The 24,393-nt window shown below is 56.3% G+C and carries 16 protein-coding genes, 11 pseudogenes and 1 other annotated feature; of the genes and pseudogenes, 15 read left to right on the forward strand and 12 right to left on the reverse strand.

Annotated elements, in window-relative coordinates; all coding sequences use genetic code 11:
• Positions 1–290 precede the first annotated feature (290 nt).
• Together ACTBDU_RS06845 and trpR are read left to right on the forward strand one after the other, a co-directional pair.
• Positions 291–1,813: pseudogene (locus ACTBDU_RS06845) on the forward strand (transglycosylase SLT domain-containing protein).
• A 79-nt stretch (positions 1,814–1,892) separates the two neighbouring features.
• Entirely contained in the window at positions 1,893–2,222 is a 330-nt protein-coding gene (trpR, locus tag ACTBDU_RS06850; RefSeq protein ID WP_438805966.1) for a trp operon repressor, read from the forward strand.
• Here trpR and yjjX read toward each other — a convergent pair.
• Positions 2,219–2,755, reverse strand: coding sequence for an inosine/xanthosine triphosphatase (yjjX, locus tag ACTBDU_RS06855; protein WP_438805967.1), 537 nt, complete (start codon positions 2,753–2,755; stop codon positions 2,219–2,221). The two genes, trpR and yjjX, sit on opposite strands and share 4 nt — an antisense overlap.
• A 49-nt stretch (positions 2,756–2,804) precedes the next feature.
• Between yjjX and gpmB the strand changes: the two genes are divergently transcribed.
• On the forward strand, positions 2,805–3,452 hold the full coding sequence (gpmB, locus tag ACTBDU_RS06860; RefSeq protein ID WP_438805968.1) for a 2,3-diphosphoglycerate-dependent phosphoglycerate mutase GpmB: 648 nt from the start codon (positions 2,805–2,807) through the stop codon (positions 3,450–3,452).
• Here gpmB and robA read toward each other — a convergent pair.
• On the reverse strand, positions 3,449–4,318 hold the full coding sequence (gene robA, locus ACTBDU_RS06865) for an MDR efflux pump AcrAB transcriptional activator RobA (protein ID WP_438805969.1): 870 nt from the start codon (positions 4,316–4,318) through the stop codon (positions 3,449–3,451). The genes gpmB and robA overlap by 4 nt on opposite strands.
• A gap of 230 nt (positions 4,319–4,548) precedes the next feature.
• Between robA and creA the strand changes: the two are divergent.
• Positions 4,549–4,967, forward strand: a pseudogene (gene creA / locus ACTBDU_RS06870) (protein CreA).
• 212 nt (positions 4,968–5,179) lie between these two features.
• Here the strand turns inward: creA and arcA are convergent.
• A pseudogene (gene arcA / locus ACTBDU_RS06875) lies at positions 5,180–5,869 on the reverse strand (two-component system response regulator ArcA).
• 748 nt (positions 5,870–6,617) lie between these two features.
• Positions 6,618–6,737: a sequence feature (Thr leader region), on the forward strand.
• A gap of 26 nt (positions 6,738–6,763) precedes the next feature.
• On the opposite strand from arcA, the pseudogene thrA reads away from it, so the two are divergent.
• Positions 6,764–7,051, forward strand: a pseudogene (gene thrA, locus ACTBDU_RS06880) (bifunctional aspartate kinase/homoserine dehydrogenase I); the annotation flags it as partial.
• 77 nt (positions 7,052–7,128) lie between these two features.
• Here thrA and ACTBDU_RS06885 read toward each other — a convergent pair.
• A pseudogene (locus ACTBDU_RS06885) lies at positions 7,129–8,138 on the reverse strand (IS3 family transposase); the annotation flags it as partial.
• A gap of 452 nt (positions 8,139–8,590) precedes the next feature.
• Here ACTBDU_RS06885 and ACTBDU_RS06890 point away from each other — a divergent pair.
• Positions 8,591–8,905 (forward strand): annotated as a pseudogene (locus tag ACTBDU_RS06890) (HdaA/DnaA family protein); the annotation flags it as partial.
• 334 nt (positions 8,906–9,239) lie between these two features.
• Here the strand turns inward: ACTBDU_RS06890 and ACTBDU_RS06895 are convergent.
• The 3 genes and pseudogenes from ACTBDU_RS06895 to ACTBDU_RS06905 form a co-directional block, all read right to left on the reverse strand.
• A complete protein-coding gene (locus ACTBDU_RS06895) occupies positions 9,240–10,718 on the reverse strand; it encodes a M48 family metalloprotease (RefSeq protein WP_438805992.1) in 1,479 nt (492 codons plus the stop codon).
• Positions 10,719–10,811: 93 nt separating this feature from the next.
• Positions 10,812–11,279, reverse strand: a complete 468-nt coding sequence (bcp, locus tag ACTBDU_RS06900; protein ID WP_438805970.1) for a thioredoxin-dependent thiol peroxidase — start codon at positions 11,277–11,279, stop codon at positions 10,812–10,814.
• A gap of 20 nt (positions 11,280–11,299) precedes the next feature.
• A pseudogene (locus ACTBDU_RS06905) lies at positions 11,300–11,857 on the reverse strand (glycine cleavage system transcriptional repressor).
• Positions 11,858–12,000: 143 nt separating this feature from the next.
• Between ACTBDU_RS06905 and dapA the strand changes: the two are divergent.
• The 9 genes and pseudogenes from dapA (at position 12,001) to ACTBDU_RS06950 (ending at position 17,833) form a co-directional block, all read left to right on the forward strand.
• The gene (gene dapA, locus ACTBDU_RS06910) at positions 12,001–12,879 is read left to right on the forward strand and encodes a 4-hydroxy-tetrahydrodipicolinate synthase (RefSeq protein ID WP_438805971.1); all 879 of its coding nucleotides are present in this window, start codon (positions 12,001–12,003) and stop codon (positions 12,877–12,879) included.
• 16 nt (positions 12,880–12,895) lie between these two features.
• Positions 12,896–13,946, forward strand: a pseudogene (gene bamC, locus ACTBDU_RS06915) (outer membrane protein assembly factor BamC).
• Positions 13,947–14,019: 73 nt separating this feature from the next.
• The gene (purC, locus tag ACTBDU_RS06920) at positions 14,020–14,733 is read left to right on the forward strand and encodes a phosphoribosylaminoimidazolesuccinocarboxamide synthase (protein WP_438805972.1); all 714 of its coding nucleotides are present in this window, start codon (positions 14,020–14,022) and stop codon (positions 14,731–14,733) included.
• A gap of 96 nt (positions 14,734–14,829) precedes the next feature.
• Positions 14,830–15,689, forward strand: a pseudogene (gene ypfJ, locus ACTBDU_RS06925) (KPN_02809 family neutral zinc metallopeptidase).
• A gap of 21 nt (positions 15,690–15,710) precedes the next feature.
• Entirely contained in the window at positions 15,711–16,163 is a 453-nt protein-coding gene (locus ACTBDU_RS06930) for a DUF441 domain-containing protein (RefSeq protein ID WP_438805973.1), read from the forward strand.
• A gap of 1 nt (position 16,164) precedes the next feature.
• Positions 16,165–16,380, forward strand: coding sequence for a hypothetical protein (locus ACTBDU_RS06935; protein WP_438805974.1), 216 nt, complete (start codon positions 16,165–16,167; stop codon positions 16,378–16,380).
• Positions 16,347–16,919: a tRNA(Met) cytidine acetyltransferase TmcA domain-containing protein gene (locus ACTBDU_RS06940; protein WP_438805975.1), complete on the forward strand. Its 573-nt coding sequence runs from the start codon at positions 16,347–16,349 to the stop codon at positions 16,917–16,919. Before ACTBDU_RS06935 ends, ACTBDU_RS06940 begins: the two co-directional genes overlap by 34 nt.
• Positions 16,832–17,419: a hypothetical protein gene (locus tag ACTBDU_RS06945; RefSeq protein ID WP_438805976.1), complete on the forward strand. Its 588-nt coding sequence runs from the start codon at positions 16,832–16,834 to the stop codon at positions 17,417–17,419. Before ACTBDU_RS06940 ends, ACTBDU_RS06945 begins: the two co-directional genes overlap by 88 nt.
• A gap of 54 nt (positions 17,420–17,473) precedes the next feature.
• Positions 17,474–17,833 (forward strand): tRNA-binding protein, encoded by a 360-nt coding sequence (locus tag ACTBDU_RS06950; RefSeq protein WP_438805993.1) that lies wholly within the window; start codon positions 17,474–17,476, stop codon positions 17,831–17,833.
• Positions 17,834–17,939: 106 nt separating this feature from the next.
• Here the strand turns inward: ACTBDU_RS06950 and ACTBDU_RS06955 are convergent, their stop codons facing one another.
• The 5 genes and pseudogenes from ACTBDU_RS06955 to acrD form a co-directional block, all read right to left on the reverse strand.
• On the reverse strand, positions 17,940–18,110 hold the full coding sequence (locus tag ACTBDU_RS06955; RefSeq protein WP_438805977.1) for a YpfN family protein: 171 nt from the start codon (positions 18,108–18,110) through the stop codon (positions 17,940–17,942).
• A gap of 4 nt (positions 18,111–18,114) precedes the next feature.
• Positions 18,115–18,762: pseudogene (locus tag ACTBDU_RS06960) on the reverse strand (M15 family metallopeptidase).
• Positions 18,759–19,475, reverse strand: coding sequence for a M20/M25/M40 family metallo-hydrolase (locus ACTBDU_RS06965; RefSeq protein ID WP_438805978.1), 717 nt, complete (start codon positions 19,473–19,475; stop codon positions 18,759–18,761). Before ACTBDU_RS06965 ends, ACTBDU_RS06960 begins: the two are co-directional and overlap by 4 nt.
• Positions 19,472–20,053 carry an ArsC family reductase gene (locus ACTBDU_RS06970; RefSeq protein WP_438805979.1) on the reverse strand — a complete coding sequence of 194 codons (582 nt, stop codon included), beginning with the start codon at positions 20,051–20,053 and terminating at the stop codon, positions 19,472–19,474. Before ACTBDU_RS06970 ends, ACTBDU_RS06965 begins: the two co-directional genes overlap by 4 nt.
• Before the next feature lie 1,036 nt (positions 20,054–21,089).
• Positions 21,090–24,232: pseudogene (acrD, locus tag ACTBDU_RS06975) on the reverse strand (multidrug efflux RND transporter permease AcrD).
• Between the last annotated feature and the right edge of the window lie 161 nt (positions 24,233–24,393).

The following is a 24,393-nucleotide window of genomic DNA, read 5'->3' on the forward strand; positions in this document are numbered from 1 at the left end:
CAACCAGTTGAGCGGATTCGCGTTTGAATTCAGGACTAAAATTTTTTCTTTTCATTGGTGCACCCGTGTTGTTCTGAGGTGAGCATATCACCTCTGTTCAGGTGGCCAAATTCAGTGTGCCACTACATGCAGACTAAAAACATTAATAAATAATATTTGAATTCTTACATGTGGCTGGCGCGATTTCGCCAGCGTGTCTAGCATGTGAACGGAACCCGGTCGGTCAAGCGCGCAACGAAGTCCCCCCGATGGGACGGGTAATCAGCTGAGAATGTGTAGAGATGGTCAAAGTGGACAAATGGCGGTTGTGGGTAGCGGTAATCGGGATGATGGCGCTGCCTGTGCTGGCGCAGGCGGATTCCATTGATGCCCAGCGGCAGCGCTATCTGCAGGTGAAGCAGGCTTGGGACGCGCATCAGATGGACGTGGTGGCGCAATTGCTGCCTACGCTGCGTGATTACCCGCTGTATCCCTATTTGGCATACCGGCAGCTCTCGCAAGATCTCTCCCAGGTCAGTCCCGATCAAATCAATGCCTTTACCGAGGCTTACCCGACGACGCTGCCGCCGGTACGTTCGTTGCGTGCGCGCTATGTCAACGAACTGGCGAATCGCCAGGACTGGTATAGCCTGTTGGCTTTCAGCCCCCAACCGCCTAAACCAATGGCGGCGCGCTGTAATTATTATTATGCCAAATGGCCTACCGGCAAGCCGCAGGAGGCCTGGAACGGCGCGCGCGATATCTGGCTGAACGGCCATTCTCTGCCGGACAGCTGCAATAAGTTGTTTGGCGCCTGGGATCAGGCCGGCGAACGCAGCCCGCTGGCGACACTGGAGCGGATCCGGATGGCGATGAACGAGGGCAATGACCGGCCTGGTTAATTACCTGTCGAAACAGTTGCCTGCCGAATACCAGACCATGGGGAATGCGCTGGCGGCGCTACAAAATAACCCGGCGACGCTGGCGGATTTCGTCCGCAGCGTCGGCCCCACCGATTTGACCCGCCAGGCGACGCAGATAGCCTTCACCCGTCTGGCCCGTAGCGATGTGGAAAACGCCCGTTCCCTAATCCCGATTGTGGCGCGCGCCGCAACACCGGATCCGGCCTTGGCGCGGGAGCCGGCTATTATCGCCAGGGTGCGCGAGCTGATGTATTGGAATATGGACAATTTGGCGCGCAGCGAATGGGCCGCGTTGGTGGTGAGCCGTAGCCGGCCTGAACAAGAGCAGCTGGCACGCTATACGTTTTTACAGCAATGGCCGGATTTAAGCGTGCAGGCCACGATCAGCGGCAAGCTGTGGGACCATTTGGAAGAACGATTTCCGCTGGCCTGGCATCAAACGTTCCGTCAGGCGACTAACGATAAAGGGATAAGCCAGAGTTACGCTATGGCCATCGCCCGCCAGGAAAGTGCCTGGAATCCGAAAGTGCGTTCGCCGGTGGGCCGCTGCCGGACTGATGCAATTGATGCCTGCCACCGCGCAGCATACGGCGCAGATGTTTAATATGGCGAACTACACCCAACCCGGCTAACTGTTGGATCCGCAAATCAATATTGCCCTCGGCACGGCCTACCTGGAGTATGTTTATCAGATGTTCGGCCGTAATCGCATCCTTGCCAGTATCGCCTATAACGCCGGACCTGGCAGAGTTAACACCTGGCTCAATGTCAGTGCCGGCCGTGCCGACGCCATCGCCTTTATCGAAAGTATTCCATTTTCCGAAACCCGCGGCTATGTCAAAAATGTGCTGGCCTATGACGTGTTTTACCGCTACTTCCTGCCTGCGCCAGCCGGCGAAACTGCTGACTGACGCCGAGTAACAGCGCCGCTACTGAGCGGCAAAAAGTATGATAAGCTACTGTACTAGTTCAATGGTATTGCGGTAGCTTATGAACGCGACATCTTCCACCCCCGGCGGCGTCGCCGAACGTCTGGAGGAGGACTGGGGCACCTTCGCCCGCCTGCTGGGCCAGGCCTATGACGACGAGCTGCACGTACCGCTCTTGCAACTGATGCTCACCCCCGACGAACGCGAGGCGCTGGCGACGCGTATCCGCATCATTCAAACCCTGCTGGCCGGCGATGTCAGCCAGCGGGAGCTGAAAAATGAGCTTGGAACCGGTATCGCCACGATAACCCGAGGATCGAACAACCTGAAGTCCGCGCCGCCGGAGCTGAAACGCTGGCTCATACAGCAACTGCGGGACACGCCGCTCTAATTGCGCGGTCGGCGTAATTCCTGAAAGATAGCGTTATGGAAAGGCACCAACGCCAGTAATAGCGCTTGATGGTATACGCTAGCGCGCGTCAGACGGTCTTCCGTGAAGACGTTAATAGCCCCGTCGCGGCGCTTTATGTCCTCAATACCGGTTAATCGTGCCATTTTATGACCTAATTCTCGCCCTTCTGCGATTCCCTGTAATACACTATTAGGTAACATTAAACTGGCGGAGCGCGATTCACCCCGCAGATGTGCATTTTCAATCACCATCCAGGCAAAGGTCATATTCTCTTCCACGCCGGCTTCGACGCCGACCCAGAAGTCCGCCTCCGGATTGACCTGGCAGGCGGCCATCACCCGGTTGCGCGCGTCGCTGCGGGTTTGATGATCGCCCATCGGCTGGGACAGCTCGCCGCTGTCAACATCAATGCCCTCCACTCGGCAATTGCCCGCACCAAACGTATCGTCAAAAGCGTGCTGAATGGCGTCAATCTTGACCGGATTATGGGTGGCAGCGATTACATTGTACATAGTATCTGGTTAACTCCCGTCTCTTTCACGCAGTATAACGGAAAAAAGTATGTTACAGGTTTATCTTGTTCGTCATGGCGAAACTGAATGGAATGCGCTGCGCCGTATTCAGGGGCAATCCGACAGTGCATTAACCGCCAAGGGTGAACGCCAGGCGGAACAGGTCGCAGAACGGGCCCAATCATTGGGTATCACCCATGTTATCAGCAGCGATTTGGGCCGGACACGCCGTACCGCAGAGATCATCGCCGCCGGCTGCGGTTGTCCGATGACGATCGATGCGCGGCTGCGCGAGCTGGATATGGGGGTATTGGAAACCCGCGATATCGCGACCCTGACCGACGAGGAAGAAAACTGGCGTCGGCAATTGGTCAACGGCACCGAAGGCGGCCGCATCCCCGGTGGCGAGTCGATGACTGAAATGGCGACGCGTATGCATGCCGCCCTGAACGGCTGCCTGTCGCTGCCCGAGGGCAGCGCGCCGCTGCTGGTCAGCCACGGCATGGCCCTTGGCTGCTTGATAAGCACCATTCTGGGGCTGCCGGCCTATGCCGCGCGCCGACTCAGGCTGCGCAACTGCTCCCTATCGCGCATGGATTACCAGCAAAGCCTGTGGCTGGCACCCGGTTGGGTGGTGGAAACGGTGGGCGATGTCTTCCATCTGGATATGCCCGCCCTGGATGAGCTGCAGCGTTAACGCCGTACCGGAATCAAATACTCGCAGCGGATCGTGTGCGGCAGTTTCGCGTCCGGTTTGCGCTCCGGCGGAAAGAAGCGTTCGATATCGCATTCCTTACGGCGCACCAGGCTTTGCGACGGCAGGCAGGTGCCGGCCAGCGCCAGGATAAAGTCCTGCAGGTCGTGGGGCGGGCCCTGATAAATAAAGCGGGCATATTCACCGCCTTCCAAATGGAAGGGCTCGCCGCCGTGCACATTTTCCGGCATATGCTGCGGTTCGATGGCGGTGGTGTAAAGCACTTCCTGCTCGTCATCCTTTTCCAGACTGGGCCGGGTATGGTTCAGTCCGTACAGGGTGGGGGGCAGGCATTTGGCCTCGCCGAGATACTGGCGCCAAAAATGGATGCGCAACTCGGTACGGAAACTGCTCAGCTGCTCAAGGGTGCAGGTATAGCTTTGCGTAACGCCGACCAGTTCCATCGCCGGCAGCCGGATGAACTCCACCTGCGGCAGCGCGAAGTGTTTCAGGCGAAACGGCGGTCTAATGCCGGCGGAATCCCACTCCTCTTTGCGAGGATACAGCGCCGGCGTCTGGGCGAATTGCTTCTTGAAAGCGCGGGTGAACGTCTGCTGAGAATCGAAACGATATTGCAGCGCGATATCCAATATCGGCCGGCTGGTCAGCCGCAGGGCCACCGCGGCCTTGGACAACCTGCGCGCGCGAATATAAGCGCCGATGGCGTGGCCAGTCACTTCTTTAAACATACGCTGCAGGTGCCATTTGGAATAGCCGGCCTTGGCGGCGACATTATCCAGCGATAGCGGCTGGTCCAGATGGCTATCGAGCCAGCTTAACAGGTCACGAATAATACCGACTTGATCCATAAGAATCCTCAGAAAGCGGTGGTGGCGTCATTAGAAAAGTGTCGACGCATGATAGCAATAATTTGGCTAACAGGTCGCCAAAGGTTTATCATTTTATTATTTTCAGTTGATATTAACTAGTCCTGCCGACGTCTTCGCGCCGGCGGTCCCTAAGCACTACAGAAAATCATGCAACGACTATAAATAAAAAAATCGTTTTCGCCCTGATAGGTTGAACCTTTAGCCTCGGTCTGGCCCAGGCCGAGGAAGTCGGCTCCGTCGACACCGTGTTCAAGCTGTTCGGCCCGGATCACAAAATCGCGGTGGAAGCGTTTGACGATCCCGGTGTCCCCAACGTGACCTATTATCTCAGCCGTGCCAAAACCGGCGGCCTCGGCCTGGCGGAAGATACCTCCGATGCGGCAGTTTCTTGTCAACAGGTCGGCCGATTACCCTGAGCGATAAAATCAAAAACGGCCAACGACACGGTAGCGTGGTGTTTCAAAAACGCACCTCGCTGATATTTAAGCGCCTGCAGGTGGTCCGCTTTTATGATCCCAAACGTAACGCGCTTGTCTATCTGTCCTATTCGGATCGGGTGGTGGAAGGTTCGCCGAAAAATGCGCTGAGTGCGGTACCGATTATTCCCTGGGGCGAACAGCGTCCGTAACTGTTTTATCAGGCGTCATGTTTCAGGCGGCGTCACACTAGCCGGCGGGGGCCGGTAGTAAAACGCGTCAGCTTGCAACGAGGATGAGCGCCTGAGCCGGTCGAGGGATAGCGGGGGTAACGGGCGGCAACCGTTCGGGGCGACGCGGAATTGTTTACCGGTGGGGGAAATCAAACGCCCGCCCCTTGCGGGGAAGGCGCCATTGGTAAAACTTACTCTTCTAAATCGCCGCAGAAACGATACCTTTCGCCGTATCCGGCGTGGATACAAAATACTTGCGTATGCGAGGGATGGTGACGTCACCGGTACAGTCGTAGGCCTTCAGCTCATGGCCGGTCATTTTCTTCAGCAGCTCGGCGCGCGATTAAATCTTGCCGGGATTTTCGCAAAAGTGCAGCGTGGCGCGAAACTCGCTGGGGGGCAGTTTATAGCTCTCGCTGTGAGGACTTAGCAAAGAACAGCTATTAATATCGAGCGCCCAACCGCTAAATTTGTAGCTTTCCACCAGCTTGCGCTCTTCAAGGGCGCCGCCCAGATTCATGGCGGGACAGCAGATTGCGCGCACGGATAGTGAGTTCGCGCGGGTTGAATAGCTTGGTAATATAATCGTCGGCGCCAATTTCCAATCCGAGGACTTTATCTACCTCGTTATCGTGGCCGGTAAGAAACATCAGGGCGACGCTGGCATGCTCCCGAAGTTCTCGCGCCAGCAACAAGCCATTTTTACCCGGCAGGTTGATATCCATGATAACCAGATTAATATCATGTTCCGACAGCGCGCGGTGCATCTCTGCGCCGTCGGTAGCTTCATGAACCATATAGCCCTCAGCTTCAAAAATGCTTTTGAGGGTATTAGGGGTGACTGACTCGTCTTCAACGATAAGAATGTGCGGGGTCTGCATGTTTGCTACCTAAAATTACCAACATAATTGAAAGAGGAAGTACTCAAGCCGCTGTCGTCCTTAACAATAGCGGAGGAACAAAATGCATCCTTTAAGGCTTCGGGCCTAAGCACTTCAACGTGCTCTATCGTGATTAACGCTTTGTTACCAACGACGCTATACCTGTATATAGGACTTGATTTCTCAAGCTTAAATGCTGCATAGCTTACCCTTATTAACAATAATATAACAGCGCCAACCGAATTTACCACTCAAGAAAATATCATTTTGCTGACGTATATCAAAATATACCCTAACACCCGTGCCATTTTACTGGACGGGATTAACAGCGTGGCCTTTAAGATAACTTTAATGTCTCTTTATGTATTATTATTTTATATTGGTTAACCCGGCGCGATGAGAGGGGAGAAATAGCCCCGGCCGAGCGGCTGCCGGTCGCGTCATAGGGGCGTTGCGCGAGTAAGGCTGGGGAGCAGGCCGGTATCGCGGTGGCGGGCATCATCGGCGGCCAAATTCTGACGGTGTTACCTGCCGTGATATCTTTCATTGATAGCATCACATGCTGGATAGTTGGGAGTTAGTAAACATTACGGCGTGCCTGCTGCGCCGGGATGTCAATATTGAACGCCACGGCATGCACTGCGCGCCGCCGGGCAAAAGCAGATATTCATTGGCTTTAGCGCCTAATTGCTTTAACCAATAGGGTGTTAACAAAAAACAGTGATAACACCCACTGGCATGCGTACTCGCTTCAGCCACAGCACCATTATTATTACCACCACCGATACCACCACGGGTAGCGCCGCGGGCTGACGCATACAGGAATCCAGAAAAAAGCCCGCACTGTCAAGGTGCGTGCTTTTTTTTAAGCTTAATTCAGGAGATGAAACAAAAATGCGAGTACTGAAATTTGGCGGTACCTCTGTCGCCAACGCGGAACGTTTTATCCGCGTCGCCGACATCCTCGACGCTGAACAAATCTTTAGCCAACTTTTAGACGGTTTGCCCGCCGCGCCGCCGGAGTTTAATCACGCGGCGTTGCGTAGTGTGGTCGAGCAGGAATTCGCCCAGCTCAAGCAGCTGTTGCACGGTATTTCGCTGCTAAAATATTGCCCTGACAGCGTCAACGCCACCATTATCTGCCGCGGCGAAAAACTGTCCATCGCGCTGATGAAAGCGCTATCGTGTAGCGATGCAAAATCTATAGCTAAGGCGGGCGTCAAGCTTCTCCAGCTACTCTCCTTCGGAGATTGTAGTGGTCAACTAAAACTGGCCACCGCGTTAGAATTTTTCCAGTATCTATTTTCTGATTCGTTTGGTGGCAACCCACCGTTATATTCATGCGGCCTGAGTGCGCTGTAATATCCCACGATATAGTCGGTAATTTCATAAGCTGCTTCGCTGAAGCTTATGTAGCCCGTTACCGGTATCCACTCGTTTTTCAGACTTCTGAAGAAGCGCTCCATCGGACTGTTATCTCAGCAGTTACCCCACCGACTCATGCTTTGTTTGATCCGGTAACGCCACAGCAACTGTTGGAACTGGCTGCTCGTATAGTGGCTACCCTGATCGCTGTGGAACATCACTCCGGCTGGTTTAGCACGCGTTTCCCATACCATTTCCAGTGCTTTGATAGTCAGTCTGCTGTCTGGGGAGAACGATATAGACCAGCCCACCGGTTTCCTCGCGAACAGATCAAGAACAACCGCAAGGTATGCCCAGCGTTTCCCGGTCCAGATATACGTCACATCGCCGCACCATACCTGCTTTGGCTCCGTTACAGCGAACTGGCGCTCAAGATAATTCGGGATCGCAACATGCGCCTGACCGCCACGCTTATACCTGTGCGTCGGCTGCTGACAACTGACCAGCCCCAGCTCTTTCATGCGCCTGCCTGCGAGCCAGCGCCCCATCCTGAAGCCTCTCTGGGTTGTCATGGTGGCGATACTTCTCGCGCCAGCGGCACCATGGCTGATACTGTGCAGTTCATGAACCTGACTGCGCAATACCGTTCGCCTGCCGTTTGGCCTGTCAGGACGACTTTTCCAGTATTTGTAACTGCTGCGATGAACCCTGAACACGTGGCAGAGTGTGGCCACAGGATAATGCGCTCTGAGTTTCTTGATTAACGAGAACTGTTCAGGGAGTCTGACATCAAGAGCGCTGTAGCCTTTTTTAATATTTCGTTTTCCATTTCAATGCGTTGTACCTTCTTCTTGAGCTCACGTATTTCGATTTGTTCCGGGGTTATGGGAGAGGCTTCTGGCGTTATCAGGACGTAAAGATGACTTAGATAGCCTGTTACTCCAACTTCCAAAAGAAGAAAAAGAACGTCTGATAGCCCTACACGAAGCTAAAAAGGGGCGGTATCTGAAGAGTGTGCAGTAGAAGATGTGGCAAGCTTAAACTGTAAGAAAAGTGGAGCGGCCTAAATAAAGATTAGGCCATTATCTATCTCGTTTCATTATTTTTATGATTTACTAAAATTTTTTAACCTAATTCACATATATCTAATGGATGCCCAAAAGGCGTTTAAACTACCTTTAAATCTGCTCAAACCACAGTCATTCGAGTCCAGAATTTAGTGCAAAAAAATCATTTTTTGTCCATTTTTTTGCGACGAGTCCAGAATCTGTAAAATCTCTGTAAGCCGCGCCATTAAAGGGCTTCCGGCTAACCCATCGTTTAACTTAAGAGTCCAGAAATGATTGCCACCCCACAACCCGGCTTATCATCAGCGGCAACTGCCCGCCCCGCCAATTGAATATCAGCTTGCCGGATTTGGCCTCGCGCCTGGATTGGGGGCAAATTTATCGCCTGCAGTCGCTTTCCGATGAGGAGAAGGGTTATGCATTGCAAATGCGGGCGAAACTGCGCGGCTTTGAATTGCCGGAGGATGTCAACCGTTTCTTGCTGAAAAGATTGGAAAGGGATATGCGCACCTTATCGGCGACGCTAGATCAGCTGGGCCATGCCTCTATCCGCGCCCAGCGCAAACTGACCATTCCTTTTGTGAAAGCGATTCTGAACCTTTAGGGGGTACGCTTTAACCCTGTATTGGCAAGATGAGCGCTGCGGGGGCGGCTTACATTACCTATTCCGTGCAGGGCTGACGCTGAACTCTCCCTACGTTACCGCCTGCCGCCTGCATTCTGCTTGTTGGCATCCAGCCTGTGGCATTCTGCCTGCTGCATCCTGCGCCCGGGATGGCCTGCCGGGTAATTTGCCCAGCGGCGCCATAAGGCGGGGCCTGTATGGCGCCAGGCGGTGGCATGTCTCACCGTTCTTCCAAACTGGTGCAGGTGCTGGCCTCGAAAGACTCTGCCAAGCGTTAGCGCGTGCCCGGTCAGGTTGCCTGCGGCGTAAGTAACTATCGGCGCGCGCCTTTGTCATACTGCGCGAAGCGCAACTGCAACTGCCTGAGCTGATCGATGCGCGCGTCATAGCGTGCCTGCTGCAAACTGCCCAGTTTCACCCGGCTGCTGGCTTCGCTTAACGCCCGTACCGCCTGGTCCAACTGTCCCATCAGCGACAGCTGCTCGGCGCGCGCCGCCAGTTCTTGATCGCCCAGACCCTGACCAGCGCCCGCCTGGGCCAGTAAATCCCAGCCATTGGTGTCGTCGAGATGGGAAAAAGTATAGCGATTGAGGATTCGCACGGCATCGCTATAGCGATGCCCCTCGACGTAAGCATTGGCGAGATTGAGCAGCAGCACCGGGTTGGCATCGCGCTCATTGCCGCGTACCAGTGCTTCCAGGCGGGTGATGGCCTGCGGCGCCTGTTGCAGCGCCAGATCGATATCTGTCATCAAATCCACCAGCCAGATGTTGGACGGTTGCCGGCTAAGCAAAGGCTGCAGCGTGCGTTTGGCGTCGTCGTATTTTTTCTCCTGATAAAACAAAATCGCCTGGCCGTACTGCGCGGCCAGCTGCTGGCGGGCGTTGCCTTTTTTCCAGGCTTCGAGCACATCGTTGCGCAACAGATTGTCGCTGGAGCCGAACATTCCCAGGATGTGCGCCTTCGCCAGATAAAAGTCCTGGGATGAGTCGATAACAATATGCTTCATCTGGTTAGCGCGGTTGCGGGTATCCGTTAGCCGGCATAGCGGCAAGGGGTGGGTTTGCAGCATTTCCGGCGGCGCGATGGAATATCGGTTCTGATCCGCCAGTTTTTGCAAGAAGTTCGGCATCGCCTGGGGATTAAAACCGGACCGCTGTAGTACCTGCAAACCAATGCGATCCGCCTCTTGCTCGTTGGCCTGGGTGAAACTAATGTTGCCCTGCGCGGAGCCGGCGATGGTGCCGGATAGCGCAGCCATGCCCAGCTGCGAATTGGCCATTGTGAGCAGAATGGAGCCCAGCGCGCCGACCCAGGTCAGCGGGGCGCGGCGACGCTTTTCCTCCATGGCGCGCGCCAGATGACGCTGGGTGACATGGGACAGTTCATGGGCCATGCCCGACGCCAGCTCGCTTTCGTTGTCGGTATAGTTGAACAGCGCCGAATGCAGCACCACGTTGCCGCCGAAAAAGGCAAACGCATTGAGCTCGTCGCTGCGCAACAGGAAAAAATGAAAGGGGGTACGCACCGAGTTGGCATGGGCCACCAGCGTGTCGCCCAGATGCTTGATGTATTGATCAAGCAGTGGATCGTTGATAATCGGGGCGCCGCCGCGCAGCTGGCGCACGAAATAGTCTCCCATTTGCATCTCTTCACCAATGCTTAGCGTACTGCCAGCGGTGGTCCCCATATCCGGCAGATTGTCCTGAATCTCGTCTGCGTGCGCCGGGAACGTGCCGGTCAACGCGGTCAGCACCAGCGCGATAAGGCTTTTTTTCAAGCGAGTAACCATAGATGACTCATTTTGCCGGCGGCGGCCGGCCGTCATCCCGCGTCGCCGCCCGCACCGCCGTGAGAGCACGTCAATCTACGCCGCGGGCTGCGTTCAAACGTTTTTCAGATAGGCCAGCACGATATCGTGGTGATTGCTGGTTTTGAAATCGTCGAACACTTTCTCGATGGCGCCGTCGACACCCACCAGGAAACTGATGCGGTGAATGCCATCGTAGGTTTTGCCCATAAAGCTCTTCTCACCCCAGACGCCGAACTGGCCGGCAACCTGATGGTCTTCATCGGAGAGCAAGGTGAAATTCAACAGCTCTTTTTCAGCGAAGCGGGACAGCTTTTCGGGTTTGTCGGTACTGATGCCCAGTACCTCCACCCCGGCCTTTTTCAGGCCGTCCATATTATCGCGCAACCTGCACGCTTGCACGGTACAGCCTGGCGTCATCGCTTTGGGATAAAAGTAGACCAATACTCTTTGTCCCTGGAAGTCGGGAAGGCTGATGAGTTCACCGTCCTGATCGGGCAGGCTAAATTGTGGTGCTATATCACCGGCTTTCAGTGGCGTCATTGCAATACTCCGTCTCTTTCCTAATGCTGTGGATGATTGATAACTCTAATACTGCCTTGCGCATGCAGTTCTGTACAGAGTTGATGAAACCTCTGTTTAATCAGCAGAACTTGACCTCCGGCCGGACCGTGTGCGGTCATCGAGAGCGTCAGCCGGGAGGGGGATTGCGCGCTCGCCGTCTTGCTTATCGACGCCAGTTCCGCCAGCATCATCTGATGGCTATCAAATAAATCGGCATAGCGCTCAATAAGATGGAGGGAGTCATCCACCTCCACCGTCACCCACACCGTCGTCGGATTTGCCAGCTGCTTCTGGGCCGTGGTGCGCTTCATCACAATCAATAAATCCAGTTCAGCACCTTTCAGCGGCAGGGTGGATTCTATCTGGGCGATGCCGTTCCTGCCCCCTGAGAGCAGCATAATTAATTAAAGGTAAATTCCTCACCCAGCATGGCGAGGCGGCTATCTTCTATGTTGCAGCCGCCGCTGCTGACGTGGCGGGTAATAGGTATTGACAATACCAGGCCGGTCTGTGCCCAGCGCGGTGATAACCAGATAATGTTGCTGTAACGGTGGCAAAATGGCGCTTCCTGTCCGGCGGGTTGTGATTTACATGGTAACCCTAAAAAAAACCTGCTGCCAAGGTTACCTGGCCGATGTTTGCTTGCTTTTGGATAGGTGACAAAAGTACCATGAATAACCTGTTTGTGGAGGGATGGTCAATGTTTACGGGAAGCATAGTTGCACTGGTTACTCCGATGGACGAAAAGGGTGCCATCGACCGGGTCAGTCTGAAAAAATTAATCGATTATCATGTCGCCAGCGGTACCGCAGCGATCGTGGCCGTGGGAACGACCGGCGAAACGTCTACCCTGAGCCACGAAGAGCATGGCGATGTGGTGATGTGGACCCTTGAGCTCAGCGACGGGCGCGTTCCCGTTATCGCGGGCACCGGTGCCAACTCTACCTCCGAGGCCGTGTCGCTGACCCGCCGCTTTAACGACAGCGGCGTGGTGGGATGCCTCAGCGTTACGCCGTATTACAATCGGCCGAGTCAGGAAGGATTGTTTCAGCATTTTAGGGCCATCGCTGAAAGCAGCGATTTACCGCAAATTCTGTACAATGTGCCGGCGCGCACCGGCTGCGATATGCTGCCGCCTACCGTTGCCCGCCTGGCGGAAATCAAAAATATTATCGGTATTAAGGAAGCAACGGGGAACTTAAGCCATGTCAGCCAGATCCAAGAGCTGGTCAATGACGATTTCCTGCTGCTGAGCGGCGACGACGCCAGCGCATTGGACTTCATGCAACTAGGCGGCAAAGGGGTGATTTCCGTGACGGCGAACGTTGCCGCGAAGGAGATGACGCAGCTTTGCGCCCTGGCGGCCGACGGCAATTATGTCGATGCGCGCCGTCTTAATCAGCGCCTGATGCCGCTGCATCAGAAACTCTTTTTTGAACCCAGCCCCATACCGGTTAAATGGGCTTGTAAAGCATTGGGATTAATGGCGACCGACACCCTGCGCCTGCCGATGACACCCCTGACCAAGGCGGGCAGCCGCGTGGTAAGACAGGCGTTAACGGATGCGGGTTTGCTGTAACTCTTAGGGAGATTTAATGTCTTATTCAATGCAAAAGGTGCAGGTAGCGAAAGTGGTCGGCGTCTCGCTTATCATGCTGCTCGCGGCCTGTACCAGCGATCAGCGCTATAAACGTCAGGTAAACGGAAACGAAGAGTACCTGAAAGCGCCTCCGCTGCGCGCACTTAGCAGCCCTTCCGGTATGATTTTGCCCCTGCAGAACGGCGATTATGAGATTCCCGCTGTCCCGCGCAACGGCGCCGTGGGCAAAGGGCTTGATATTCGGCCCCCTGCGCAGCCGCTGGCGCTGCTGAACGGTTCCCGTTCACAATATTCCGGCAATAGCGCCGTTATTCAGCTGGAAAATAACGCCCAGGGTCGTGATCTGTGGTCGCAGGTCGCGGCGGTGGTTCAAAGCAAAGGCTATCCGATTGCCTCACGCCAGGCCGCGCTGCAGAGCCTGAATACGGATTGGATCGTCTGGACCAGTGTTGATGAAGATGAACAGTACAGCGGCCGCTATCAAATAAGCCTGGCGACCCAAAACTATCAAACTTCGCTCCAGGTAACGTCCCTTGTCCTGCAGCAGAAGGGTAAACCCGTTACCGATCCTGCGCTGGTACAGCGCTATACCGTTGAGATGCTTAACAGCGTCGCGAGCGGGCTGCAGCAGCTTAACGACGATCGCGCCAACCGTATCGCCCAGGGCGAAACTGCCGATCTGGGCGTACAAAGCGGCACTGACGAAAGCGGACTGCCGCTGCTGGTGGTGCGCTCGTCGTACAATACCGTATGGACGCATCTGCCGTCGGCGTTGTCGCGCATCGGCATGAAAGTGAAGGATAGCAGCTATCCGCTGGGTACCCGTTTCGGTCATCTATGACGCGCCGGGCAGCGCTACCTGGGACGATTTGGGCGCCAAAGACCCTGATTTGCGTAATGGCGACTATAAACTGCAGGTCGGCGACCTTGACAACCGCAGCACGCTGCAGTTCACTGATCCGAAAGGGCATACCCTGACCCAATCGCAAAATGACGCGCTGGTAGCGGTATTCCAGGCGGCATTCAGCCGGTCAACATCCTGTTAAATCAACAGGAGGCTTCCTTCGGCCCCCTTTTTTACCTGTATCAAAGCGTTATTTGCCACTGGCATATGTAAAGATGCAAAAGTTAGCTGAGTTGTATCGCGGAAAAGCGAAAACGGTCTATACCACCGAGGATCCGAATTTGCTGATCCGGACGTTCCGCAACGATATGTCAGCACTGGACGGTCAGCGTATCGAGCAATTCGATCGCAATGGCATGATTAACAATAAGTTAAATTACTTTATCATGACCAAGTTAGCTGAGGCCGGCATTCCAACCCAGATCGTGCGCGTGCTTTCCGATAATGAAGTGCTGGTGAAAAAACTGGCCATGGTGCCCGTGGAATGCGTGGTGCGCAACCCCGCGGCCGGCTTGCTGGTAAAGCGTTTAGGCGTAGAGGAAGGCCTGGTCCTGGATCCGCCCTTGTTGGATCTGTTTTTGAAAAACAACGCCATGCACGATCCGATGATTAACGAATTCTACTGCACCACCTTCGGCTGGGTCAGTGAACCCCATCTGGCGCGGATGAAGCAGTTGACCTATCAGGCTAATGAGGTGCTCAGCAAGGTTTTCGACGATGCCGGGCTGATTCTGGTGGACTTCAAGCTGGAATTTGGTCTGTTTAACGGCGAGATTGTGCTGGGGGATGAATTTTCCCCGGACGGTAGCCGTTTGTGGGATAAAACCACCCTCCATAAAATGGATAAAGACCGGTTCCGCCAGAGCCTGGGTGGCGTTATCGAAGCCTATGAAGAAGTCGCCAAGCGTATCGGCGTCACGTTGGACTAACTGCGCAATCGTTTACCTGGGCGGCAGTACCGCTGCCTGTCCAGGGTTATATGCTATCCTCATCATTAAATGAATAACGTTTAATTGGGGATGACGGTGCGTTGGCAAGGCGGTCGCGAAAGTAATAATGTGGAAGACAGGTGCGGACAGTCATCCGGTCTGGGGGGCGGTGGTTTCCGGCTGCCGATTCGCGGTAAAGGCGGCATCGTGCTGCTCATCGTGGTGGTAGTAGCGGGCTATTATAACGTCGATCTCACGCTACTGCTTACCGGCGTGACAGTCGGGTTCGCAGGTGAGCCAGCAACCCCGCATCAGTTCCAACGACGACGAGGCGGCCAAGTTTATCGCGGTGATCCTCGGTTATACCGAAGATACCTGGTAGCAGACTTTCCAACAAATGGGCAAAACCTATCAGCCGCCAAAGCTGGTCATGTATCGCGGTGTGACGCAAACCGGTTGCGGTACCGGTCAATCGGTCATGGGGCCGTTCTATTGCCCGGCGGACAGTACGGTCTATATCGATTTATCTTTTTACGACGACATGAAAAATCAGCTCGGCGCAGGCGGCGATTTCGCCCAGGGCTATGTGGTCGCTCATGAGGTCGGTCATCACGTGCAAAAACTGCTCGGGATTGAAAGCCGGGTTCGCCAGCAGCGGCAGGGCGCCCCGGAAAAAACGGTTAACGCACTATCGGTGAAGCTGGAACTGCAGGCGGACTGTTTCGCCGGCGGTGTGGGGCCACAGTATGCAGCAGCAAATCCTCGACAAACAGGATCCGCAGGAAGCCCCGAATGCCGCACGGGCCATCGGCAACGATCGGTTACAGCAGCGGGGACAGGGCAGGGTGGTGCCGGACAGTTTTACCCATGGCACTTCAGAGCAGCGCTATCATTGGTTTAAACGCAGATTTGACAGTGGCGATATTCATCAGTGTGATACTTTTGCCGGTGGTTAAGAAATTTTTCAGGGACAGTGTATGAATTTTTCCGATCCGACGCTGCTGATCCTGCTGGGTCTGGCGGCGCTCGGTATTATCAGCCACAACAATACCGTGACCGTGGCGATCCTGGTGTTATTAATTATTCGCCTTACGCCGATGGAACAGTATTTTCTCTGGGTAGAGAAACAGGGATTAACCATTGGTATTATCATTCTTACCATCGGCGTGATGGCGCCCATCGCCAGCGGTACGCTGTCGGCGTCTACCATCCTCCACTCCTTTTTGCACTGGAAATCGCTGCTGGCGATAGTGATTGGCGTGGCAGTTTCATGGCTGGGCGGCCGCGGCGTCTCGCTGATGTCCAGCCAGCCCTCCGTGGTCGCCGGACTGTTGGTAGGCACGGTGCTCGGGGTGGCATTGTTCCGCGGTATGCCGGTGGGGCCGCTCATTGCCGCAGGGCTGCTGTCGCTGCTCGTGGGCAAGACCTGAGGTGACTTCCCTGCCGCCGCCCTACCTGGCCGGCCTACGTGGTGCAGAAACGGCGGCAATGAAACGAGCCGGCGTGCGGCGTTTGCTGGTGATTAGCGGCGCGTCTGGCTGGTGCGGCCAACAGGCGGCGGCGCTTGGCGACGCCCTTGACGGCGACTGGCTATGGGTGGGGGAGCAAAGCGAATGCGGTACCGGCAGAGCCGCCCGGCGGCGCTGAAAACCCTGCTCGGTCGTAAGTTTCTGCATGCGGTGTTCGATGCCCGTCAATCGCTGGCGGTGGATACGTTGGCGGCGCTGGCCGGTACGCTGGTGGCGGGCAGCTGGTTGGTGCTGCTGGTGCCGCTCTGGTCGCGTTGGCCCCGGTTGCCGGATGGCTATTCGCTGCGCTGGAGTGAACAGCCGCAACCGATCGCGATGCCGCATTTCACCCGATATTTTCGCGCTGCGCTGTCGGCGGATCCGGCGGTGGCGTTACTGTGTCAGGATCGCGCGCCACAGATAACGCTTCTGGCGTCCCGCCTACCGTGGCATCCCCCCGTCCCCGGCCGGCCCCACCGCCGATCAGGGCCGGCTGTTGCGCCGGTTGGCGCAGGCAAAGCCCGGCATCTATGTGATGATTGCGCCGCTACGCGGGCCCGGGCGCTCCCTTTTTCGCCCCCGATGCGCTATTGGCCCGCTGCCGGGCGGGGAGGAGCGCCCGCTGGCTGCTGGTGGATGAAGCCGCCGCGCTGCCCTTACCGCTGCTGCGTCAATTGATGGGGTATTTTTCCCATGTGCTGCTGACCACTACCGTCGCGGGGTATGAGGGCACAGGGCGCGGATTCCTGCTGAAGTTTTGCGAAACGCTACCGTGTTGGCACCCGCTCAGGCTGGATGAGTCGTTGCGCTGGGCGGCGAATGATCCGCCGAAGCGCTGGCTGACCGAAACGCTCTTGCTGGAGGACGCCGAGGTAGTGGCCCTTGCCGGCAAAGGCGCGCCGCAAAATACGGATGCGGGCGCCGCCGGGCAGGGCGATGGTGCATCGGTAACGTCGGCGCCCGGACGTGGCGCGGCAGGGCTGATGGGGGGGGGGTTGACGTCACCCCTCGCGCACGACGTCTGGGCGGGCTACCGTCGGCCGTCGGGCAGTCGGCGGCGCAATCGCTGGCGCGGCCGCACGGAAGCGCCTGGCGAGCGCCGCCGCGGCGCCTACAGCGCGTCGTCGCGGTATCGGGCTGGCGCTGATTGCCAAGGCGGCAGAGCAGGTTGCCGGTGAGAGGCGCGATTTTCTGTCGGTCAGTTTTGCTTATACCGCCGCGCTGTGGTGTTTATGGCAGCGGGCGGGCTTCCAGCTGGTTGCGAATGGGGACACACCGCGAGGCCAGCAGCGGGCCTGTACAGCGCCATAGCGCTGCTGCCCCTGAGCGACGCGGGACGTAGACTGACGCTGCGGGCGGCGGACGGTTTCGAGCGCGATTGTCGGCTGGCGGCCGGCGAGCAACAGGATCTTAGGATGGAGGACTGGCGCTGCCTGGCGGTGGCGGGTTTTGCGTTCGCCCAGCGGCCGCCTGAAGCCAGCCGCAGCGCGCTGCCGCTACCGGCGTTGCGCCTGTGGTTGACGCAGCCGATGCCGGACACCACGCTGGCGGTGCGGTTGGCGCTCAGCGGGAAAAAAGCGCGCTGGCGGTAGGAAACGGCGGCGGCCATGGCAGCGGCAGATGCGCGCTTAACGCGCCGCTGGCAACGGATTTGTCAGCAGCAGGCGCGCTAAACCGAGAGCGTTATGGCTTTTTCGGCTAGTCGTCTTCCTCATCCCACTGCGCGTTATTGTCCCGATGCGGCGGCAACTCGGAGCGATTTTTCAGATGGCTTGTGGCATCCACCCGGCGTAGTGCTTTCACTCCGCTAATCAGCATGCCCGCCAGAACCAGCAGCACGACCCACCAATAATCCGCTAACCATCCCATAGACCTACTTCTTATCGATATTGTCAATGTAGAGCCGGAAGAGATACGCCAACTGCGGCGCCAGCCACGCGCTACCCGCCACCTTCTGGCCGCGCCAGGCTTGCAGCAGCACCCCGGGGGTCAGCGCCTGCGCGGCAAGGTCCGCCAGCGGTCGGTAGCTGATGTGTTAGGGCTCCACCGCCACACCACCGCGATCGCGCGCGTAAGGCCGGAAAAAGCCCTAGTCCCCCAAATGCCGATCCAGCCAGCGGGTGAGATGGGCGAAATAACCGCCGGGCAAATACTCTTCGGGCGTCAACTGCAACCGTGCGCCGGGAGGCAGCAAATCGGGATCGTAAATATCCAGATCGGTACCCCAATGGTGGCGGCTGACGCCAGGCAGCGCCGACCAGTGCAGGATTGCCTCACAGCGTGCGCCTGTCGCCAAAGTAAGCGCATCAAGAGGCCGGCTTTGTCGATCCAATAATGGTCGTTGACCGTGAAATTTGCCATTCCAGATGCTTATTTGGCGGTCAAAGTCACGAAAACTGCTGGCAGGGCGCAGGGAAAACCCCGCCTGGGCCGCCGCCGCTTCCGACTGTAGCCGATGACCCGGCTCCAGGGGAACAACGTGTTTGTCGGTGCGGCCGGTAACCGTCAGGGCATCCATCATAGAATCAACTGTTCCATGATGCGCTGGTACATCCGGCTTAGCAGTTGCAAATCGGCGGCGCTGACGCATTCGTTGACTTTATGAATAATGGCGTTCACCGGGCCGAGTTCCACCACCTGCGCACCCAGACGGGCGATAAAGCGTCCATCGGGAGTGCTGCCGGTGGTTTCCAGGCGCGGCGTTAGCTCCTGATAATGCACCACCGCCCGCACAGCCGAGTCTACCAGCTCACCGCGCGCCGTCAGGAAGGGCTGGCCGGAAAGCGACCAATCAATGCGGTAGCGCAGACCGTGATGCTGCAACAGCGCGTCTACCACTTTGACGGTGCCGTCCTGAGCGTCGGCTTCTTCATCGGAGGTAATCAGGAACGCCAGCCGGCCCTGATGCTGCGGATGCTGGGCGACAAAACGTTCGGCGGCGACAACCATGGCGGACAGCGAGCCTTTCATATCGGCCGCGACGCGGCCGTAAAGCATGCCGTCGCAAAGCGTTGGCTCGAACGGCGGGTTATCCCAATGCTGAAGATCGCCGGCCGGCACAACATCGGTATGGCCGGCGAAGGCCAGCGTGCGGCCCTGTCCACGCCAGGCCAAAAAATTGAGCGTATCGCCGAACGGCATCGATTCAATGGTGAAACCCAGCGCCTGCAGGCGAGCCGCAATGAGTGCCTGGCAGTCGGCGTCGTCGGGGCTGAGGGAGGGCCGTTTGATCAACTGTTGTGCGAGTTCGAGTACGGGACAAGACGTCTTAAACCTCGCTGGCGGTAAAGCCGTGGTACGCTTGCGGGGGAAAACCCAGCAGCAGACGGCCAATCCGCGGTCTCCAGCAGGAGACGCTTAATCATCGTCGGCTGGCTGAGCATCAGCGCCGCGGCGCGCTGGGATTCGCTAAGTTTGCGCCAGGTGTTGCCGCGGGTGTTGAGCAGCGGCTGCCACCCCAACTGGTCGATAAAGCGCTGTAAAAGATCGGCATCAAGGCCATCGCTGTGGTAATCATGAAACCGGTAGGGGGCCTGCCGTTCGTCAAGCCAGCGGCGGGCCTTTTTGACCGTATCACAGTTTTTGATGCCGTAAAGCGTAACTCCGGGGTGCTGCAAATCGTTGGACATACCAAAAGCTACCTTAAGCGGGAAAAAAGCGCCTGCCGACTCTTTTTTCCGCCCGCCCAGGTGAACGCACGCTTCCATGATGACGGAAAAAAACGGCGGGATCCAGCGCCTTGGCCAGCTTGTGCGACGCCGGTGCCAGCGGCGGATGCGCTCTTTGCACTGTGGCCGGTAAAGGGTGGGCACGGTGGTACCCTTTAGACGGACGTCGGTCGGCGCTGGTGCGGTGGCCCGAAAGCGTGGAGGGGTGAGTAGGGCCCGCATTGCAGGTAAAACGAGTGATTCAGAACCGGGGTTGCGATCGTCTAATGGCGATAACTATAATAAGCCGGAAAAATAGATGACACAAATAATTATTTGTATATTAATGATAATTACAATTAATTATTTACCCGGCTGCGGCCTTGCCGCCACTGGCTACGCCACAGAGCTGAAGGCGGTTATTTATTGATTTTCTCGACACCAGGCAGACCCTAGGGGACGTGCTCAACACGCTGATTGACGGTCCCGAAGCGCTTCACAACGCCACGCCGGCGCGGTTGTTGAATGTTGTCGCTATGCCTCAACCGGCCGTGCCGGGCTCACAGGGGGGTAAAGCCGCGCCGCCGCTTTAGTAACCGCAGATCAAACAAGTTAATTTGCCGGGTTTATAATTACTAATTCAATTAAAAGATATCTTATCAAATATATGCCATCTATTTTACTTTTACTGAACACAGGACCTGCGCGCCCGATTTTGGTGTCGCTTTATTTCCTTTTCTGCGTTTTCTTCATTGCTGATTATATTTTTTGTGCGCTCAAGAATGTTATTAGTATTGGGCGATGGGTATAATGCCGCCAGGATTAAGATAAGGTAATTATGTTAAATAAAAAATTAGGCAATTGGAACAACTTTATGGAAGCTATGCTGCGCAACCAGCAGCAATATCAGTACCGGTAAGCGCATAAAGTTTCGCGGCAACACCGAGAAGAGGGTGTTGGCCAGGGCACGGTATTCACACCGCCGGCGGTTCTATTTTTTCAGGTGCTCAGCCCTATCGTGGTTGCCCTTAATCTGAAAGGGTACGCAATGGTCTCTGCAATTTATTCCCCGTCGTGCTCACGCCATTAAGCTGCTGACTGCATCCACGCAGCAACGGTGCCGGAAATCCGGCACGATGCATCGGTTGGGGGAGAAAGATATTTTTTTCACCCGTGAACGCTCCCGGCGCTAACCCGGGCATCACACCTCGGGCCTCGTCTTCTGCGTGTCGCTGACGGTTGTCGACACTGTCGGCGCCGTCTCGGGAGTTAGCGGGAAGCGCCGCCGGATCAGCACGTAGAACAGCGGAATGAAAAAGATCGCTAGGAAGGTGGCGCTAAGCATACCGCCGATGACGCCGGTACCTACTGCATACTGGCTGGCGGAGGCAGCGCCTTGACTGCTAGCCATCGGCAATACCCCCGAACGCCAGCGATGTCATCACTGTTGGCCGTAACCGCATCCGCGCCGCCTCAAGTATCGCCTCCATCAGCGCCATGCTGCGCAGATGCAGCTCATTGGCGAATTCAACGATAAGAATCGCGTTTTTAACCGACAATCCAATGACCGTTAACAGTTCCATCTGGAAATAAACGTCATTATCCAGGCCGCGGAACCAGGTCGCCAGCAGCGCCCGCAGCACCCCAAGCGGAACCACCAGCATGACCGAGAAAGAAATCGACCAACTCTCGTACAGGGCCGCCAGACAAAGGAATACGACCAGCAGCGAGATGACATAGAGCGCGGGCGCCTGAGCGCCTGATAGCCGCTCCTGATAAGACATGGCGGTCCATTCCAGCCCGAGCACGCCCGGCAACTGGCGCACCAGCTTTTCCATTTCGTCCATCGCGGCGCCGCTTCGCCGACAATCTGAAGCAAGGAGTAGCCGTTATAGCGTTTTAATCGCGGTGCGCCATATTCCCAGCGCGAGCTGGCGAAGGCCGAAAAAGGAACCATGCTGCCGCTGCTGTTACGGACATACCAACGATAAATATCATGCGGCAGCATGCGGTATTTGGCTGCCGCCTGGACGTACACGTGTTTGCCCCGTCCGCGATCGAGAAGATCATTGAGGTAGCTGGGAACCCCAGGCGGTTTGCAGCGTGCTATTGATATCAGCCACCGACAACGCTGAGCGCCTGTGCTTTGCACTGATCGATATCGATTTGCAACTGCGGGCTGTCATCAAGGCCGTTATGCCGCACGCGAGTCAGCAACGGAGAATCCGTGGCGGCGGACAGCAGCTGGTCCCGTGCCGCCATGAGCGCATCGTGGCCGATGCCGCTGTGATCTTCCAGCATCAAATTAAAACCGGCGGCGTTGCCCAGCCCCGAAATGGCCGCCGGGTTGTTGGCGAGCACTTTCGCCTCTGGGATCTGGTTAAAGGCCTTCGTGGCGCGTTCGATAATGGCAAAAAACGAGCGATCGACGCTCGCGCGATCCTCCCAATTCTTAAGCCGGATGAACAGGCGTGCCACGTTCTGGCCGTTGCCGCCGGGACTCGCACCTACCGTGGAAAATACCGACAGCACATTGTCCTTTTCCTGGGTCATGAAGTATTTCTCGACCTTCTCCACCACTTTCAGCGTTTGTTGCTGCGTGGAGCCCACCGGCAATTGCACCTGTGCCATGAACACGCCGCGATCCTCATCGGGCAGGAACGAGGTCGGCAGATGGATAAATATCCACGCCATTACACCCATCAGCAACGCATATAACAGCAGCCAGCGGGTGGCGCGCTGTATCACGCCTGCGACGCCGCGCTTATAGCGCAAGCGCGCTTTAATTAAAACAGCGGTTGAACCAGCTGAAAAAACCGCGCCGGCCGTGGTGTTGACCGGCGGCCAGGGGTTTAAGCAGCGTGGCGCACAGCGCGGGGGTCAGTATCATCGCCACCAAGACCGACAACACCATCGCCGCCACGATAGTCACGGAAAACTGGCGATATATTGCCCCCGTGGTGGTGCCGAAAAACGCCATCGGCACGAATACTGCGGATAACACCATCGCAATGCCAACCAGTGCGCCTTGGATCTGCTCCATGGATTTACGCGTTGCCTCGCGTGGAGAAAGCCCTTCTTTGCTCATCACCTGTTCGACGTTCTCCACCACCACGATGGCGTCGTCCACCAGCAGACCGATGGCGAGCACCATTGCGAACATGGTGAGAGTGTTAATACTGAAATTGAACAGGTAAAGCACCGCGAAGGTACCCAATAACACCACCGGCACGGCAATTGTGGGAATAAGCGTGGCGCGGAAGTTCTATAAAAACAGATACATTACCAAAAACACCAGCACGATGGCTTCGCACAGGGTTTTCACCACATCGCGGATCAAGGCGCTGACGAACGGGGCGGTTTCGTAGGCGATTTTCGCCTCCAGCCCGTGGGGAAAGAACGGCGCCAGCTCTGCGATTTTTTTTCACCGCCAGGTTGGTTTCTAATTTATTGGCGCCGGAGGCCAATTTGATGCCCATGCCCGACGCGGCCATGCCATTGTAGCGCGTTAAATAGTCATAGTTTTCCGACCCCAGCTCCACCGTGGCGACATCGCCCAGAGTGATATAGGAACCGTCCGGATTGACGCACAATGTAATGGCGCGGAATTGATCCGGTGTTTCATGCTGCACCTACGCATTGATGGTGGCGTTATGGGCCTGGTTGTCTACCGCAGGGGTTCCGCCCAACTGGCCCACCGCCACCTGGCTATTTTGCGCCTCAATGACTGAAACCACGTCATCGGTCGTCAGGCCGTAGTTATTCATTTGATCGGGGTTAAGCCAGATGCGCATCGCATACTGCGAGCCGCAGGCGTCTATACTGCCGACGCCGCTTACCCGGCTTACCGGATCCTGTACATGGCTGACCACATAGTCGGCGATATCCTGTTTATCCATGGACCCGTCGGTAGACACGAAAGCCACCATCATCAAATTGGTGTCGCCGGTTTTGCTTACGGTCACCGCCCTGGCTTTGCACCGCCTGGGGCAGACGGCGCTGTGCGGCCTGCAGTTAATTTTGCACCTGCTGCATTGCCTCGTTGGGATCGGTCCCGGCGAGAAAGGTAAGCGTGGTGGTGGCGCGGCCGGTATTGGTGCTTTGTGATGTCATGTACAACAGATTATCAAGGCCGGTCATGTTCTGTTCGATAATCTGGGTGACGGTATTTTCCAGCGTTTGTGCAGAGGTGTTGGGATAATTAGAGGAAATACGAATCGTCGGCGGCGCCAGCCGGGGATATTGCTCTATCGGCAGCGATATGATGGTCATCACGCCAGTCAGGCAAACAATAATTGCCAGTGCCCAGGCAAAAATAAGACGATCAACAAAAAAATTAGCCATCCAGTCATAACCTCAAGGCAATAGCTTATGTGGTCGGCGCTGCGCAACCCTGACGCGCCGGTGCCCTGTACTTTACCCGTCCGCTACGGATAAAACATGGAGAAATAAAGGAGATATTGTAAAAAACTGATCCCCCGGACTGGCCTGACACCGCAGGGCGT

It is taken from the genome of Sodalis sp. (in: enterobacteria), assembly GCF_051710625.1.
In the GTDB taxonomy this organism is placed as follows: Bacteria; Pseudomonadota; Gammaproteobacteria; order Enterobacterales; family Enterobacteriaceae; genus JBPESN01.